This window comes from Catellatospora vulcania (assembly GCF_009720385.1).
Lineage (GTDB): Bacteria > Actinomycetota > Actinomycetes > Mycobacteriales > Micromonosporaceae > Catellatospora > Catellatospora vulcania.
Genome location: NZ_WARX01000007.1, coordinates 385872 through 401588 on the forward strand (window position 1 = coordinate 385872; position 15717 = coordinate 401588).

Here is a 15717-nt window from a genome sequence, read left to right on the forward strand (position 1 = left end):
ACGACCGGGGGCTAGCTCAGCACCCCGATCACCTGGAAGTCCGACAGCTGCGCCGCGGGCCAACCGGTGTTGGCGGTGAAGGTCAGCCGGACGTGGCGGGCGGTCGTGTTCGCGGGCAGGGTGATCGTCACCGTGTTGCCCGACGGGTTGAACTGGTATGTCGCCGAACCCACGATCGTGGTGAACGTCGACCCGTTGGCGCTGCCGAGCACGGACAGCGTCTGGGTGCGTGCGCCCCACGCCGAGGGCAGCTTCAGCACGATCGAGCTGAGCGAGGCGTTACCGCCCAGATCCACCGTGATCGACTGCGGGAAGGCGTTGTTGGGGCTCTCCCAGTACGAGTTGGCGTCGCCGTCGACCGTGTTGCCGGGCACGTAGTTCTGCACGTGCCCGGCGGTCACCGGCTTGCCCAGCGCCAGGTTGGAGCTGGTGGCGGTGGTGCCCGTGCCGGTCAGCGCGACCGACAGCGTCGGGTTGGACGCGCTGCTGGCCACGGTCAGCGTGCCGGTCTTCCCGCCTGCCGAGGTGGGTGCGAAGGCGACGGTGACCGTGCAGTTCGCCCCCGGCGCCAGGGCCGACCCGCAGCCGTTGGCCGACAGGCTGAATCCGGTGCCGGCGACCGTCACCGACGAGATCGAGGCGGTGGTGCCGCCGGTGTTGCTGATCTGCGTCGTACGGGTGACCGTGCTGCCGACGTTCGTGTTCGGGAACGCGATGCTGGTCGGGTTTGCCGCCAGCGTGGCCGGGGTCTGCACCGTGGTGCCGGTGCCGGTCAGGCTGACGGTCAGGGACGGGTTGGACGCGTTGCTGGCCACGGTCAGCGTGCCGGTCTTGGCCCCGGCCGAGGTGGGGCTGAAGGTGACCGTGACCGCGCAGGTCGCCCCGGGGTTCAGGGTGCCGACGCAGCCGCTCGCGGCGAACTGGCTCGACGCCGACACCGACGAGATGACCGCCGCGGTGCCGCCCGTGTTGGTGATGGTCACCGCCGAGCCGCCGCTGGTCGTGCCCACGTTCTGGTTGCCGAAGGCGACCGAGGTGGGGTTCGCGGCCAGCGTCGCCGGGCCGGGCTGGCCGCCGCCGCCGAAGATCTGCAGCTCGGAGACCTGGCCGGCGGGCCAGCCGGTGTTCGCGGTGATGGTCACCCGCAGGTAGCGCACCGACGCCGCGGTGAACGTCGCGGTGGCGGTGTTGCCGGTGGCCGGATCGAACAGGTAGCCGGCCGACGCCTTCAGCGTGCTGAAGTTCGTGCCGTCGGTGCTGCCGGTGATCGACAGCGTCTGGGTGCGGGCACCCCACGCCGACGGCGGCGGCAGCTTCAGGGTCACCGAGCTGACCTGCTTGGCGCTGCCCAGGTCGGCCTGCAGCCACTGCGGGAACGCGTTGTTGTTGGACTCCCAGTAGCTGCCGGTGTTGTCGTCGTTGGCGGCCGAGGCGGGGAAGCCGCCGTTGCTGGTGCTGGCCGACATCGCCGCGCCGATGGCGAGGTTGGTGGTGCTGCTGACGCCGGTGCCGGTCAGCGCGACCGTCAGCGGCGACGCGGTGGTCGAGTTCGCCACCGACAGCGTGCCGTTCTGCGCCCCGGCCGAGGTGGGCGCGAAACGCACGCTCACCGTGCAGGACGCCCCGGCGGCCAGCGAGCTGCCGCAGGTGGTCGTCTGCGTGTACTGGCCGCTGACGGTGATCGAGCTGATGCTCGCCGCCGCCGTGCCCGGGTTGCTGACCGTGACGGTCTGCGCCGCCGTGGTCGTGCCGAGGTTCGCCGAGCCGAAGGCCAGGCTGCCCGGGGTGACCTGGAGCTGCGACCCGTCGGCCACGCCCTGGCCGATGAAGTCGACCCAGTTCACGTTGAAGATCGAACCCTGGCCGGTGTCGCCGACCGGGTTCTTCGCGACCAGGTACAGCGGGCCGGTGGTGGTGCTCGCCGACAGGGTCGCCGTGACGTCGGCGAAGGTCTGCCAGCCGCCGGTGCCGCCGAACGTGGCGGTGCCGACCAGCGGGCCGTTCGGCGCTCCGGTGCGGACCTCGATGCGGCCGCCGGAGCCGGGCGAGGCCACCCGGAAGCGCGCCGAGGTGATGTTGCGAAGGTTCACCGGGGTGTACGACCAGTAGTCGCCGTCCTCAATGAAGCCGATGTTCTGGAAGCCGCCCGCGGTGTCGGTGGTCGTCTCCCGCTGCACGCCCGGGTCCCCGCCGCCGATCGCGCCCGGCGCGCGGCCGGTGCTGTTGAAGAACTCGGCCTGCTTGTGCTTGGGCTGCAGCTTGACGGTGGCCCGGCCGGTCTGCGGCGCGGCGCCGCCCCCGCCCAGGTCGGTGTAGCTGGCCTCGATCACGGCGAAGATGTCCGCGTCGTCACCGTGGCCGGTGCCCATCGAGGTCTGGATCACCCCGGTGCACCCGGTGTACCCCTGCAAGGGGTGCGCGTGCGCGTCGTGACCCAGGTAGTACTGCACGTTGACCCGCGAGCAGTTGATCGTGCCGTCCTCGGGGTCGGTCACCGTCACCGTGAAGCGCACCTGGTCGCCCCAGGCGAAGAAGCCGCCGTCGGCCGGTGCGGTCAGGGTGACCGTCGGGGCGGTGTTGCCCACCGTGATCGGCACGTTGGCCACCGCGGTGCGCCCACCCGGGTCACGTACCGTGAGCTGGGCGTTGTAGTTGCCCGCGGTCGTGTACGTGTGCGACGGGTTGGCCGCGGTCGAGGTGCTGCCGTCGCCGAACGTCCATGCGTACGTGATCGGCTGCCCGGCCGGGTCGCGCGAGCCGGCGCTGGAGAACTGCACCGTCAGGGGCACCCCGCCCGAGGTCGGGTTGCCCGAGGCGACCGCGATCGGGTTCTGGTCCCCGGCGATGTAGTCGATCCGGTAGACGCCCGAGTCGGCGTTGTTGCCGCCGAACCCGGTGCCCCACTCGATCAGGTACATCGCGCCGTCGGGCCCGAACTCCAGGTCCATCGGCCGCAGGAAGCTCATCGAGCCGAACAGCTGGTTGATGTCGACCAGCGACCTGCCGTTCGCGGTGACCTGCATCGTGTAGACCTTGTTCTGGTTCCACTCGCCGAAGATCGCCTTGCCGTCGAAGTACTGCGGCCACTTGCGGTCCGACGTCGACGCGGCGTTGTACCGGTAGACCGGCCCGCCCATCGGCGCGCCGCCGCCGCCGATCTCCGGGAACAGCGGGTTGCCGCCGTAGTCGTAGTCGACCGTGGCGGGCTGCGCGGGCGGCAGGTTCGTCAGACCGGTGTTGTTCGGCGAGTTGTTCACCGGAGCCGAGCAGTTGTACTTCGCCCCGGCCGGCCCGGACGGGAACGTGTAGTCGTTGTACGCGTAGTTCGCGCCGATGCAGTACGGCCAGCCGTAGTTGCCGGCCTGCCCGACGATGTTCCACTCCACGGTGCCCTCGGGCCCGCGGTTGGGGTCGGTCGCGCCCGCGTCGGGGCCGTAGTCGGCGACGTACAGCGTGTTGGTCGCCGGGTCGGTGCCGATCCGGAACGGGTTGCGGAAGCCCATCGCGTAGATCTCGGGGCGGGTCAGCGCGGTGCCCGGCGCGAACAGGTTGCCGCTCGGGATGGTGAAGGTCCCGTCGGCCTGCGGCTTGATCCGCAGCACCTTGCCGCGCAGGTCGTTGGTGTTGCCCGCGCTCTTCTGCGAGTCGAAGTCCGACCGCCCCGGCTGCTCGTCCAGCGGCGCGAAGCCGCTCGACTCGAACGGGTTGGTGTTGTCACCGGTCGCCAGGTACAGGTTGCCGGCCGCGTCGAAGGTCATCGAGCCGCCCGCGTGGCAGCACGTGTTGCGCTGCGTGGCGACCTGGACCAGCACCTTCTCGGTGGACGTGTTGATCGTGTCGCCGGAGACGGTGAACCGCGACAGCTGGTTGCGGGCCGAGCCGGTGGTGGGGGAGTAGTACAGGTAGATGAAGCCGTTGCTCGCGAACCCGGGGTCCAGGCGCATGCCGAGCAGGCCGTCCTCGTTGCCGGTGAAGACCGGCAGGGTCAGCGCGGTCACCGTGGTGCCGGTGCTCGGCTTGATGATCTGCACCCGGCCGTCGCGCTCGATGTAGAACACCCGGCCGTCGGCGGCCACGTCGAGTTCCATCGGATTGCTGGTGTTGCTGTCCAGGGCGACCTTCTGGAAGCTCGCCGTGCTGGTCGCGGTGCAGTCGCCCGCGACCTGGCCCGCGGCCGTGCGGATGCCGCCGAGCAGGTGGTTGAGGAAGTTCGTGTCGCTGTACGCCGCCGCGGTGTGCCCGAGCGCGGTGTACCAGGACCGGCCGCCGTCGTACGGCTTGCACCAGGCGACCGGGTGGTCCGCGCCCATCGCCGAGGAGCCGGGGGCGTAGCTGCGCTCGTCGAGGCTCGCCAGCACGTGCGCATTCGTCCGAGGATTCGTCTGGAACGAGTACCACTCGTCGAACCGCGACCACAGCGGCGGCAGGCCCGCCGTGGACGGGTGCGCCGGATCCTCGACCTTGACCGTGGCGGTCTGCTCGGCCGGGTGGCTGGAGAAGTACGCGCCGACCAGGCTGCCGTACCAGGCCCAGCCGTATTCGGTGTCGGAGGCCGCGTGCACGCCCGCGTAGCCGCCGCCGGCCCGGATGTAGCGCTCGAAGGAGGACTGCTGGGTGGCGTCGAGCACGTCGCCGGTGGTCGACAGGAACACCACCGCGGCGTATTTGGCCAGGTTGGTGTCGTTGAACGCGGTCGCGTCCTCGGTGGCGTCGACGGTGAACCCGTTGGCGGTGCCGAGGTTGCGGATGGCGGTGACGCCGGTCGGGATCGAGTCGTGGCGGAACCCGGCGGTCTTGGAGAAGACCAGCACCGAGAACGGCGCCGCGTCGGCGCGCTGCGGCACGGCGAGCAGGCCGGCGGCCGCGGCCAGCACGACTACGGCCAGCAGGCGCAGCAGCCTGGTCAGGGGCGGATGCAGGGACGATGACGCGAGGGGCATGGAGAGTCTCCTCGTCGGGGACGGACGGCGGAAACCCCTGGCGCGGGTGAGCGGGCCCCGGAGGGGAGCGGTGCGGCAGAACCGTTGCGGCGCTTGGATTGCACCGATGTTTCGAAGCAGTCACAAATTTGCACCCATGACGCTGATGCTGTCAACGCGTAGCGCAAAAATTGCACGTGCCATGTCGAAATCCTGGAGACGTCGCGCGTGTCCGCGCAGCTCGCGAGCTAGGGGCGGATACCTTCGGCCGGTGCGGGAGATTTTGGACTGCAATGTCCACCTCTGGGACCAGCGCGACGACCCGGTCTTCTGGCTCGCCGACCGCACCATGGTGCGCGACATGATCGGCGACTACAGCTCGCTGCCCGACGTGTACACGCTGGCCGACTACCGCCGCGAGACCTCGGACCACCCCATGCGGGGCGTCATCTGGTCCGATGCGGGCGCGGCCGACCCGCTGCACGCCGCCGCCTGGGCGCAGCGCCAGGCCGACGGCCAGGACCTTGAGCTGTGGCTGGTCACGCTCGCCGACCCGGCGTCAGCGGGCTGGCCCGCGTTCGTACGCAGCTTCGCCGAGCTGGACCGCGCCGCCGGGGTGCGGATCCGGACGGTCGCCGCGCTCGGCGGTTCCGGATCCGACGACGAGCAGGTCACGCGGCACCTCGGCCTGCTGGCCGGGCACGGTCTCACGCTCACCGTCGAGGCCGGCGGCGACCAGCTCGACCAGGTGCTGCGGCTGGCCCGCGCGCTGCCGCAGGTCAGCATCGTGCTCGACCACTTCGGCTGGCCCGGCGACCTGAGCGAGGTCGGTCGACGCGAGCACGCCGAGCGGCTCAAGGCCGTGGCGTCCGTCCCGAACACGGCCACCCGGATCGACGCCCTGGGCACCGTCTTCGGCGACTGGACCACCGACCGGGTGCGCCCGTGGCTGCTGGCCGCGCTGGACGCCTTCGGGCCGCACCGCTGCATGCTCGGCTCGGACCTGCCGATCGAGCGGCTGCGCAGCGGCTTCGCCGCCCTCTACGACTGCTACACCGACGTGTTCGCGGGCTGCGCACCGCACGAACTCGACGACCTGTGGCACGGCACGGCCGCCCGCTGGTACACCGGCGCCGACCCGTCCTGAGCCGGCTCGGCAGCACCGCCGGCGGCCCGCCCGGAGAGATGTCTCTGTGCAGCGGCCACAACATCTGGGTTGTGGTCACAACATCTGGGTTGTGGCCGCCACACGGATACCCCTCCGCCGCGAGGTGACGGAGAGTGCGCGCCGCGGTCGGGTCAGCGAGGAGCGACCGGCAGCAGGCTCGTGTAGACCCCGTCGAGGACCTCGGCCTGGGCGGCCCACGTCCAGCCGTCGAGCAGACCCGGCTTGTCGTACGCGGCGCGGTAGCGCTCCGGGTCGGCGAGCACCTGCTGCGCCGCCCGCACGAAGTCGGCCACGTCGTCGGCGCGGAACACCTCGCCCTGCCCGGTGCCGCGGATCGTCGCCGCCATGGTGCGCACGTCGCTGGCGATGATCGGCAGGCGGGCGTGGGAGTACTCGAAGAACTTCGTGATCAGCGAGATCTCGTGGTTGACGAAATGCCTGATCGGGATCACCCCGGCCGTCGCCCCGGCCAGGAAGTTCGCCACCTGGGCCGCGGGCACGTAGCCGGTGACGTGCAGCCGGTCGGCGACGCCCAGCTCGGTGGCACGGGCGATCAGGCCGGTCGCGTACTCGCCGGACGGCAGGTTGATCACCATGGCCATGTGCACGCCGGGCAGCTGCGGCAGCGCCTCGACCATGACCGCCAGCCCGCGCGCCGGAGCCGCCGCGCCGCTGTACACCAGCAGCGGCACGTCCGGGCCGATGCCGCAGCGCTCGCGCAGGCTCACCTCGGGCTGCTCGCCGCCCTCCGACATGTCGGGCGCGTTGAGCACGATCGCGGGCAGCTCGGCCAGGTGGTGGTCGCGCTGCAGCATCTGCGCCAGCTCGTCGGAGACCGTGATCACCGCGTCGGCGTACGGGGCGTACTCGCGCTCGTACGCGATGTGGGCGGGCTGCCAGCGGTAGTTGTCCCGCCAGGGGCGCACACCCGGCAGGTACTCGTGCGCGTCCCAGACCAGCTTGACGTCGCGGCCGTGGTGGCGGGCACGGGCCGCGGCCCGCGCGCCGACGCCGATCATGCGGAAGTCGTGGGCGTGGATGATGTCGGGCCGCAGCTCGTCGATGACCGGCCCGTACTTGTTGTCGAACCCGATCAGGCCGGGCTCCAGCTTGCGCCACGCGTGGTCGCCCATGCGCTGCATCCAGTACCGGGTGATCACCCAGTCGGCAGGACGGCGCACCCGGCGCACCGAGGGGGGCAGCTCCTGCCAGCGGCGCCGCAGGCCGCCCGCCGCGCCCCGGGCGCGGTTGCCGCCGGGCAGCAGGCGCACCCGCGCGCCGCCGATCATCCACTCCTGGGGCTCGTGATCGGGGGACAGGCCGAGCAGGGTCACGTCCCAGCCGGCGTCGGCCGCCGAGCGGGCCGTCTTCTGGACCCGTGAGTCGCCGTTGACCGCGTTGTCGACCAGCATGACGACACGTCCCCGGCCGCCCTCGCGACGTTCGACTCCCATGGTCCGCCCTTCGTCGGTTCCGCCCGCGGACCAGGGCTCCGCTCCTGATCTACCCGCGCTGCCGGCCTATTGTTACCGTAGTCGCCAGCAAGCCGCACCCGGGTGTCTCCACGCTGACCCCCGCACCACCGAGCGCCGGAGGCCAAGCAGTGACCGCAGTCGACGTCAGCGTCATCGTGCCGGTGTACAACACGATGCCCGACCTGCGCCGCTGCATGAACTCCCTGGTCAACCAGACCATCGGCCACGACCGCATGGAGATCATCGCGGTCGACGACGGCTCCACCGACGGCAGCCCCGCCGAGCTGGCCCGGTTCGCCGAGCGTTACCCGTCCGTCAAGGTCATCCGGCAGCCCAACTCCGGCGGCCCAGCCAGCCCCTGCAACAACGGCCTGGGCGTGGCCACCGGCCGGTTCGTCTTCTTCATCGGGGCCGACGACTACATGGGCCCCGAGGCCCTGGAGCGCATGGTCGACGCGGCCGACCGGTACGGCTCCGAGGTCGTGCTCGGCAAGACCGTCGGCGTGAACAGCCGCTTCGTGTACCAGGAGGTCTTCGCCCACAACGCGGCGGAGATCACCTTCGCGGACTCGGCGCTGTCCTGGTCGCTGGGCAACATCAAGCTGTTCTCCCGCGACCTCGTCGAGCGGCACCACCTGCGCTACCCCGAGGACATGCCGATCGGCAGCGACTTCCCGTTCACCCTGGAGGCCTGCCACCGCGCCTCGCGGGTCTCGGTCGTCGCCGACTACGACTGCTACTACGCGGTGCGCCGGCTCAACGCCCAGAACGTCACCCACCTCAGCAACGCCGCGGACCGGCTCTACTGCCTGCGCCGCCTCATGGAGTTCACCGTCGGGCTGATGCCGCCCGGCAAGGACCGCGAGGCCGTGCTGTCCCGGCTGTTCGCGCTCGAGGTCGCCGTCGTGCTGCGCGACGACCTGCTCACCGTCGACCCGTCCGTGCAGCAGGCCGTGCACGACTGCGTACGCGAGCTCGCCGACCGGCACCTCACCGCCGAGACCGGCGCGGAGCTGGAGGTCGAGACCCGGCTGCGCATCGCCGTCGTGCAGGCCGGCGACGTCGACGACCTGCTCGCCGTGATCCGCCAGGACGTGGAGCAGGGCATCGCCCCGATCGTCGTGGAGGGCGACCGCTGGTACGCCGCCTACCCCGGCTTCCGTACCCCCGGCTCGTCGCTGCCGGACGAGGTCTTCGAGGTCACCGCGCACGCGGCCGGCTGGGCCGCCAAGCTCGACGCCACCCAGGCGGTGTGGCGGCGCGCTGCCGACGGCACGACCGTGCTCGCGATCACCGCCCGCAGCCCGCTGCCGGACCTGGCCTCGCACGGGGAGATCGGCCTGCACGCCGAGGACCTGACCGCGGCGGTCCAGGTAACCGAGAGCCGCCCCGCCACCGTCGTGCAGGCCGAGTTCAAGGTCGCCGACGTCATCAACGCCAGCGCCGCCAGCGGGCAGCGCCGGTCGGTACGGGTGCGCGTGCACGCCCGCGGTCAGCAGGGCTCGGCCCCGCTGCGCGCCGCCGGCCTGCGCCTGCCCCGCCCGCTCATCTGGCGCCGCGGCCTGCGCATGTACGCGATCACCCCGGCCAAGGACCCCTCCGGCCGCCTCATGATCTCCGTCGTCCCGATGACCCCGGGCCGCATCATGGCCCGCCTCACCCGCCGCCGCTGACCGCCGCGCCGCCCCCGCCCGCCCCGGCGCAACTCTTTAAGAGTCGCGCCTTCGCCGGTGCCCTGAAGCCGCAACTCTTAAAGAGTTGCGACCCGGGTGCGGGGGGCTGAGGATCGTGGGGTGTTGGAGGGTGAAGAGGCGCTGGTCGGGAATGTGACCGCGGGTGTGGTGCGGGTGGGGGACACGGTGCGGCGGCCCGCCGGGCCGTGGACGGAGGGCGTGGACGCCTTTCTGCGGCACCTGCAGGAGGCCGGGTTCACCGGTGCGCCCCGCGCGCTCGGCCGTGACGAGCAGGGCCGCCAGGTGCTGGAATTCGTGTCCGGCGAGATCGGCGACGCGACCGGGACGTACACCCTGGCGGAACTCGCCGAGATCGGCCGGATGCAACGCGGCCTGCACGACGCCGCGGCCTCCTTCGCACCCGCGCCGGGGACCCGGTGGGAGTCGCCGATCCCGCCGGACCGCACCGAGCTGATCTGCCACAACGACGTCTCGCCGTGGAACCTGGTCCGCGCCGAGCGCGGTTGGGTGCTGATCGACTGGGACAACGTGGCCCCCAGCTCCCGGCTGTGGGACCTGTCGTACGCGGCGCAGAGCATGGCCGGGATGAGTCCGCGCCGCGACCCGGCCGAGTCCGCGGCCCGGCTGCGTGCCTTCACCGGTGGCTACGGACTGGACCCGAGTGAGGGTCCGGAACTGGCCGCGCTGCTCGGCCGCCGGGCGCGGGCCATGTACGACCTGCTGGAGACGGGCGCCCGGGAGAACCGGCAGCCCTGGGCGCGGATCTTCACCGAGGACGGCCCGTACTGGCGGGACACCGCCTCCTACCTGGACCGGCACACGGGCGTCTGGGCAGCCGCGCTCGCCTGAGCCGCTACGGCGCAGTCGATCCGGCCCGCGAGGAGCTGCGGCAGGCGGATCGCTCCGCTGCGGTCAGGCTTCGTCGACGGCTTGCAGCAGCGCCGACTCGCGTTGCCGGCCGAGGCCCTCGGCGGCCAGCGGGCCGGATGTCGTGGTGAGCCAGGCCCAGGTGTCGGCGACGGTCTGCTCGATCGGGCGGCAGCGCAGGCCGGCCGCGTGCGCGCGCTCCGCGTCGGTCTCGTGCAGGCCGCGCACGCCACTGCCCTCCGGAATCCAGATCGGCAGCTCGGACCAGGGCTGCACCCCTGCCGCAGTGAAGGCCTCGGGCGGCACCCAGCGCAGCCGGGCGCTGGCACCCGCTGCCTCGGCACAGGCCGTCAGCAGTGCCCCCATCGTGGTGTGACCGGGGCGGCTCACCACGTTGTAGGTCCCGCCGCGACCCGCGTGCGCGGCGTCGAGCAGCCAGCCCGCGAGATCCCGCACGTCGATGTACTGGAGGCCGAGGTCCGGTGGTCCGGGGATCGGCACGTCGCCGCCGCGGGCGAGCCGCCGCAGCCACCAGACGAGGCGTTCGGGCTGCTCGTGCGGTCCGAGGACGAGGCCGGGCCGCGCGATCAGCGCCCGTTCGCCGTAAACGGTGCGTACCGCGTGCTCGGCGGCTGCTTTGAGTGCGCCGAAGCTCTCGCCTTCCGGCGGCACCAGTGGGGACAGCTCGGTCAGGCCAAGGGTCGACAGGTCGCGGTAGACCGAGCGGCTCGACACGTGGAGGTACCGGCCGCAGATCGGTTCCAGGGTGGCCGCGGCTAGCGCGGCGACCTGCGGCGCGCCGTCCCAGGTGTCGATGATCGCGTCCCAGGTCTGGCGGGTGAGCAGGGCGAGGTCTGCCGCCGCCGTCCGGTCGCCGAGCACGGAGTCGACCCCGGCCGGTGGCAGGCCCGTCACACCGCGGTGGAACGCGGTGACCTGCCAGCCCCGGGCGGAGGCGTCGTGCGCGAGCGCGCGGCCGAGGAATCGGGTGCCGCCCAGCAGGAGCAGTCGCATACGGGTCAACCTAGCGGTGGCGAGCGAGTGCTCGGATGCGTATACTCGCTCACGAGTAGTCAAGGCTGACCAACGAGGAAGGTGACGGACGTGGCGAAACGGCGCAAGGTCGGCAATCTGATGGCGCTGGCCGTGCTGTCCGCGCTCGTCCAGCAGCCCATGCACCCGTACCAGATGGCCTCGGTCCTGCGCGAGCACGGCAAGGACCAGAACATGAAGATCAAATGGGGCTCGCTGTACACGGTCGTGCAGAACCTGGAGAAGCACGGTCTGGTCGAGGCCGGCGAGAGCGTGCGCCAGGGCGGCCGCCCGGAGCGGACCGTCTACCGCATCACCGACGCGGGCCGGGCCGAGCTGACCGACTGGGTGCGCGAGCTGCTGTCCACGCCCGAGCACGAGCAGTCGCGGTTCACGGCCGCACTGTCGGTGCTGGCGGTGCTGTCGCCCGGTGAGGCGGCCGACCTGCTGGCCCAGCGGCTCACCGCGCTGGAGAAGGCGCTCGCCGCTCGTCGCACGGCGCTGGCGGAGGCGGCCCGCGAGGTCCCGCGGCTTTTCCTCGTCGAGGAGGAGTACGAGCTGGCCGTGGCCGAGGCCGAGATCGGCTTCGTACGCGGGCTGCTCGGCGAGCTGACCTCCGGCACGTTCCCGGGTCTGGCGGACTGGCAGGTCTTCAGCGAGACCGGAGTCGTTCCGCCGGAGCTGGCGGAGCTGATGGAAAGGGGCCTGCACCCGCAGTGACCTCGTGAAGCGGTCCCCGGCAGCGTGCGCCAACACGCCGCCGGAGACCTCAACCCTCGCACCGCACCACAGGGGCCCGGCCACGAGAGGTGGCAACCGCAAGGATAGCCGGGTTCCCCTGCCGGTTCGGCGCGCACCGATCCGAACCCGAGCCGGTCGCACCGACCGGCCGGCTACCCATGGGGAGCAGACAGTCATGACGAAAGTGAGATCCGCCCTGGTCGTGGGCGGCGGCATCGCCGGCCCGGTGGCCGCGATGGCCCTGCAGCAGGCGGGCATCGAAGCACGCGTGTACGAGGCGTACGGCAGCACCGCCGACAACGTCGGCGGCGGCCTGAGCATCGCGCCCAACGGCCTGGCCGCGCTCAAGGTGATCGGCGCCGACGACGTGGTACGCGCGATCGGCCTGCCCATGTCGAGCATCGTGATCCACAGCTGGACCGGCAAGCGGCTGGCCGAGTTCGGCGGCCCGAGCGGCATGGAGCCGCAGCGGTTCGTGATGCGGCCCGACCTCTACCAGGCCCTCTACGGTGAGGCGGCGCGCCGCGGCATCCCCGTCGAGCACGGCAAGCGCCTGGTGTCGGCGGAGAACCTGGGATCGCCGGACGCGCCCACCGGCGTGCGGGCGCACTTCGCGGACGGCACCGCCGCCGAGGCCGACGTCCTGATCGGCGCGGACGGCATCCGCTCCACGGTGCGTACGCTCATCGACCCGGCCGCGCCCAAGCCCCGCTACACCGGCCTGCTCGGCTTCGGCGGCTGGTCGACCGGCACCGGCCTGCCGAGCACCGGCGACGCGATGTACATGATGTTCGGCAAGCGCGCGTTCTTCGGCTACCAGGTGTTCGACGACGGTCGCTGCGGCTGGTTCGCCAACCTGCCGCACCCGCAGCCGATGACCTGGTCGCAGGCGAACAGGACCAGCCCGCGGGAGTGGCTGCGGGTGATCACCGAGGCGTTCGCCGACGACCGGATGCCGGTGCAGGCCATCCTGCGCACCTCCGTGGAGTCCGAGTTCGTCGCGGTCGGCGGCATGGAGGACATCCCGCGCGTGCCGAACTGGCACCGGGGCCGGATGGTGCTGGTCGGCGACGCCGCGCACGCCACCTCGCCGTCGTCGGGCCAGGGCGCCTCCCTGGCCGCGGAGAGCGCGGTGCAGCTCGCCCGCTGCCTGCGCGACCTGCCCGCCGAGCAGGCGTTCATCGCGTACGAGCGGCTGCGCCGGGAGCGGGTCGAGCGCATCATCGCCGTGGCGGCGCGCACCAACAGCGACAAGGCCGCCGGCCCGGTGGCCCGGGTGCTGCGCGACGCGCTGCTGCCGACGGCGATGAAACTGCTGGCCAAGCCGGAGAAGATGGCCTGGCAGTTCGACCACCGCATCGACTGGGACGCCCACGTCCCAGCAGCCTAGGAAACTTTAGAGACGGTGTCCCAGGGCACCGGCCGTTCCGTGGGAGCGTCCGGTGCCCTGAGATGCCGTGTTCACGCGCGGCGGCTAGGGTGTCGGCTCGTGGACGAGACCTCGCAGCGGTTACCCGGCAGGCACGTGCGGCGCGACCGCCGCAAGCTGTGGCTGGCGGTGGCGCTGACCGTCGCGGTCCTGATCGGAGGGACCTTCGCGGCGGTTCGGCTGTGGAGCGACGACGGGGCGACCACAGCAGGGCCGGGGGAGCCCGCGGCGGTGACGCAGGGCGTGCCGGACCCGGCGGTGTCCGGTTCGGCCTCGGCCGGGCCGTCGGCGAGCGCGTCCGCCTCCGCGAAGCCCTCGGTGTCGCCGAGCGCGAAGAGCGCGGCCGGCGAGCCGGCGAAGACGTCGCCGAAGAAGGGCGTCAGCGTCTGGAACTTCGGCGGCCTCAAGGCGGCGCTGACCGACGTCCGCGCGAGCTGGTACTACAACTGGTCGGCAGGCCCGAGCAAGGACGCGGGCACCAGCGCCGCGTTCGTGCCGATGATCTGGGGCGAGAAGTCGGTGACCGACGCGGAACTGGCGCGGGCGAAGAAATCGGGCAAGGTGCTGCTGGGCTTCAACGAACCCGACTTCGCCAGCCAGTCGAACATGACCGTGGAGCGCGCCCTGGACCTGTGGCCGCGCCTGCAGGCGACCGGCCTGCGGATGGGCAGCCCTGCGGTCGCGGTCGGCGCGGACAAGGCCGGGGGCTGGCTGGACCGGTTCATGGCCGGCGCGAAGACACGCGGCTACCGGGTCGACTTCATCACCCTGCACTGGTACGGCGGAGACTTCTCCTCGGCCGCCGTCGGGCACCTGAGGAACTACCTGCAGGCCGTGTACCAGCGCTACCGGATGCCGATCTGGGTCACCGAGTACTCCCTGATCAAGTGGGGTGCGGGCGGGGCGGTGTACCCGAGCGACGCGCAGCAGGCCGCGTTCGTCACCGGTTCGACGAAGATGATGGAGAGCCTGTCCTACGTGGAGCGCTACGCGTGGTTCGCGCTGCCGTGGCCCACCGAGGGCCACCAGGGCACCGCGCTGTACCGCGACGGCGACAGCCCCACCGCGGCCGGAAAGGCGTACCGCGCGGCCGGCTAGTCGGCGCTGGGGCCGGAGAAGCCGTCGCCGATCGTGACCAGCGTGAGCACAGCGCCCAGCGCGGCGATGAGTCCGCCGCCCGGGGCGCCTGCCGCGAACAGGCCCAGGGCCAGCGCGAACCCGGCCAGGCCGAGCGCGATCCGCAGCCCCGACCGGCGGCCTCGGCGGTACTCGGCGGGCGGCCGCGGTTCACCCGCGCCGAGCCCGAGCGCGAACTGCGGGTCGTCCGCGCGGGTGCGCTCGGCCAGCTCCGCGAGCCGCCGCTCGTCCTCCGGGCCGAGTGCCACCCGACCTCACCTCATCCCCGTTGACCTGCTATTCCGTTGTACCCGACGTGGGCGTGGCGTACACCGATGTCCAGTCCTGTCCAACGGCGGTCCGGTGCGCGCCGCACGGCACCGACCATCATGGCCATGGCAGACAACCTCCGCTCCCATCCCGCCCGCCGCCCGGCGGCGCGGCTGCTCACCCTGCTCGTGCTGGCCGCCGCCGCGGCCGCGGTCCCGTCCTCGCCCGCCGGTGCGGTCCCCACCTGCACCGTCCGGCACCAGGTGACCGTCAACTGGGGCACCGGCTACCAGGCACAGGTCACCGTCTCGCCCGGTGCGGCGGTGACCAGCTGGACCGCCGAGTTCGACCTGCCGGACCCGGCGCAGGTGCTGACGTTCGCGGCGTACGCCTGGCCGGTCCAGTCCGGCAGGCACGTCACCCTGGCCAATGCGTCGTTCAACGGGACTGTGCCCGCGGGCGGCTCGGTGACCGTGCTGATCGGCGTGCAGACCAACCCCAACCTCACCAACACGCCGCCGGCCGCGTTCACCGTCAACGGGCAGCCGTGCGCGTACACCCCGCAGCCGTACGTGATCGCGAGCCCGGCCCGGCCGACGGTGCCGGAAGGCGGTACGGCGACGTTCGCAGTGCGGCTGAGCCAGGCACCCGCGGCGGTGGTGACCGTGCCCGTGGGCGGGGCGACGAACCCCGCGATGAGCGCGTCCCCGGCCGCGCTGGTGTTCACCCCGGCGAACTGGGCCGTCCCGCAGACGGTCACCGTCACCTCGCCCCAGGACGCCGACACGACCGGGCAGACCGGCCAGCTGAACCTCACCGTGGCGGGCGCGCAGCCAGTGCCGTGGGTGAACGCGGTAGTGATCTCGCAGCAGCTCGACGACGACTGAAGGTCGCCGAGGATCGAGTCCCCGACAGTGGGTCGCCGAACATCGACAGCCTCAGAGGGCCGCTCACCACTGGACCGCGCATAGTGAAAAGACCCTCTCGCTCGTGGCCTGAGCGAGAG

The 15717-nt window shown here is 72.0% G+C and carries 11 protein-coding genes; 7 read left to right on the forward strand and 4 right to left on the reverse strand.

Annotated features, from left to right (window positions below):
- Positions 1-11: 11 nt before the first annotated feature.
- Complete coding sequence (locus F6W97_RS29820) at positions 12-4940, reverse strand: ThuA domain-containing protein (RefSeq protein WP_155373869.1); 4929 nt, start codon at positions 4938-4940, stop codon at positions 12-14.
- A gap of 250 nt (positions 4941-5190) precedes the next feature.
- On the opposite strand from F6W97_RS29820, the gene F6W97_RS29825 reads away from it, so the two are divergent.
- Entirely contained in the window at positions 5191-6066 is an 876-nt protein-coding gene (locus tag F6W97_RS29825; protein WP_230687087.1) for an amidohydrolase family protein, read from the forward strand.
- Positions 6067-6218: 152 nt separating this feature from the next.
- Here the strand turns inward: F6W97_RS29825 and F6W97_RS29830 are convergent, their stop codons facing one another.
- Positions 6219-7541 (reverse strand): glycosyltransferase family 4 protein, encoded by a 1323-nt coding sequence (locus tag F6W97_RS29830; RefSeq protein ID WP_230687088.1) that lies wholly within the window; start codon positions 7539-7541, stop codon positions 6219-6221.
- A gap of 149 nt (positions 7542-7690) precedes the next feature.
- Between F6W97_RS29830 and F6W97_RS29835 the strand changes: the two genes are divergently transcribed.
- Positions 7691-9235, forward strand: coding sequence for a glycosyltransferase family 2 protein (locus F6W97_RS29835; RefSeq protein ID WP_155373871.1), 1545 nt, complete (start codon positions 7691-7693; stop codon positions 9233-9235).
- Positions 9236-9355: 120 nt separating this feature from the next.
- The gene (locus F6W97_RS29840) at positions 9356-10105 is read left to right on the forward strand and encodes a phosphotransferase (protein ID WP_155373872.1); all 750 of its coding nucleotides are present in this window, start codon (positions 9356-9358) and stop codon (positions 10103-10105) included.
- A gap of 63 nt (positions 10106-10168) precedes the next feature.
- Here F6W97_RS29840 and F6W97_RS29845 read toward each other — a convergent pair whose 3' ends face one another.
- Entirely contained in the window at positions 10169-11137 is a 969-nt protein-coding gene (locus F6W97_RS29845) for an NAD-dependent epimerase/dehydratase family protein (protein ID WP_155373873.1), read from the reverse strand.
- Positions 11138-11227: 90 nt separating this feature from the next.
- Here F6W97_RS29845 and F6W97_RS29850 point away from each other — a divergent pair, with 90 nt between their 5' ends.
- The 3 genes from F6W97_RS29850 to F6W97_RS29860 all read left to right on the forward strand — a co-directional run bounded on the left by F6W97_RS29850 (position 11228) and on the right by F6W97_RS29860 (position 14423).
- On the forward strand, positions 11228-11875 hold the full coding sequence (locus F6W97_RS29850) for a PadR family transcriptional regulator (RefSeq protein WP_155373874.1): 648 nt from the start codon (positions 11228-11230) through the stop codon (positions 11873-11875).
- 196 nt (positions 11876-12071) lie between these two features.
- Positions 12072-13286, forward strand: coding sequence for an FAD-dependent oxidoreductase (locus tag F6W97_RS29855; RefSeq protein ID WP_155373875.1), 1215 nt, complete (start codon positions 12072-12074; stop codon positions 13284-13286).
- Between the two features lie 99 nt (positions 13287-13385).
- Entirely contained in the window at positions 13386-14423 is a 1038-nt protein-coding gene (locus tag F6W97_RS29860; protein WP_230687089.1) for a glycoside hydrolase family protein, read from the forward strand.
- Here F6W97_RS29860 and F6W97_RS29865 read toward each other — a convergent pair.
- On the reverse strand, positions 14420-14710 hold the full coding sequence (locus F6W97_RS29865) for a DUF3040 domain-containing protein (RefSeq protein ID WP_155373877.1): 291 nt from the start codon (positions 14708-14710) through the stop codon (positions 14420-14422). The two genes, F6W97_RS29860 and F6W97_RS29865, sit on opposite strands and share 4 nt — an antisense overlap.
- 126 nt (positions 14711-14836) lie before the next feature.
- Between F6W97_RS29865 and F6W97_RS29870 the strand changes: the two genes are divergently transcribed.
- On the forward strand, positions 14837-15598 hold the full coding sequence (locus tag F6W97_RS29870) for a cellulose binding domain-containing protein (RefSeq protein WP_196279389.1): 762 nt from the start codon (positions 14837-14839) through the stop codon (positions 15596-15598).
- Positions 15599-15717: the final 119 nt, after the last annotated feature.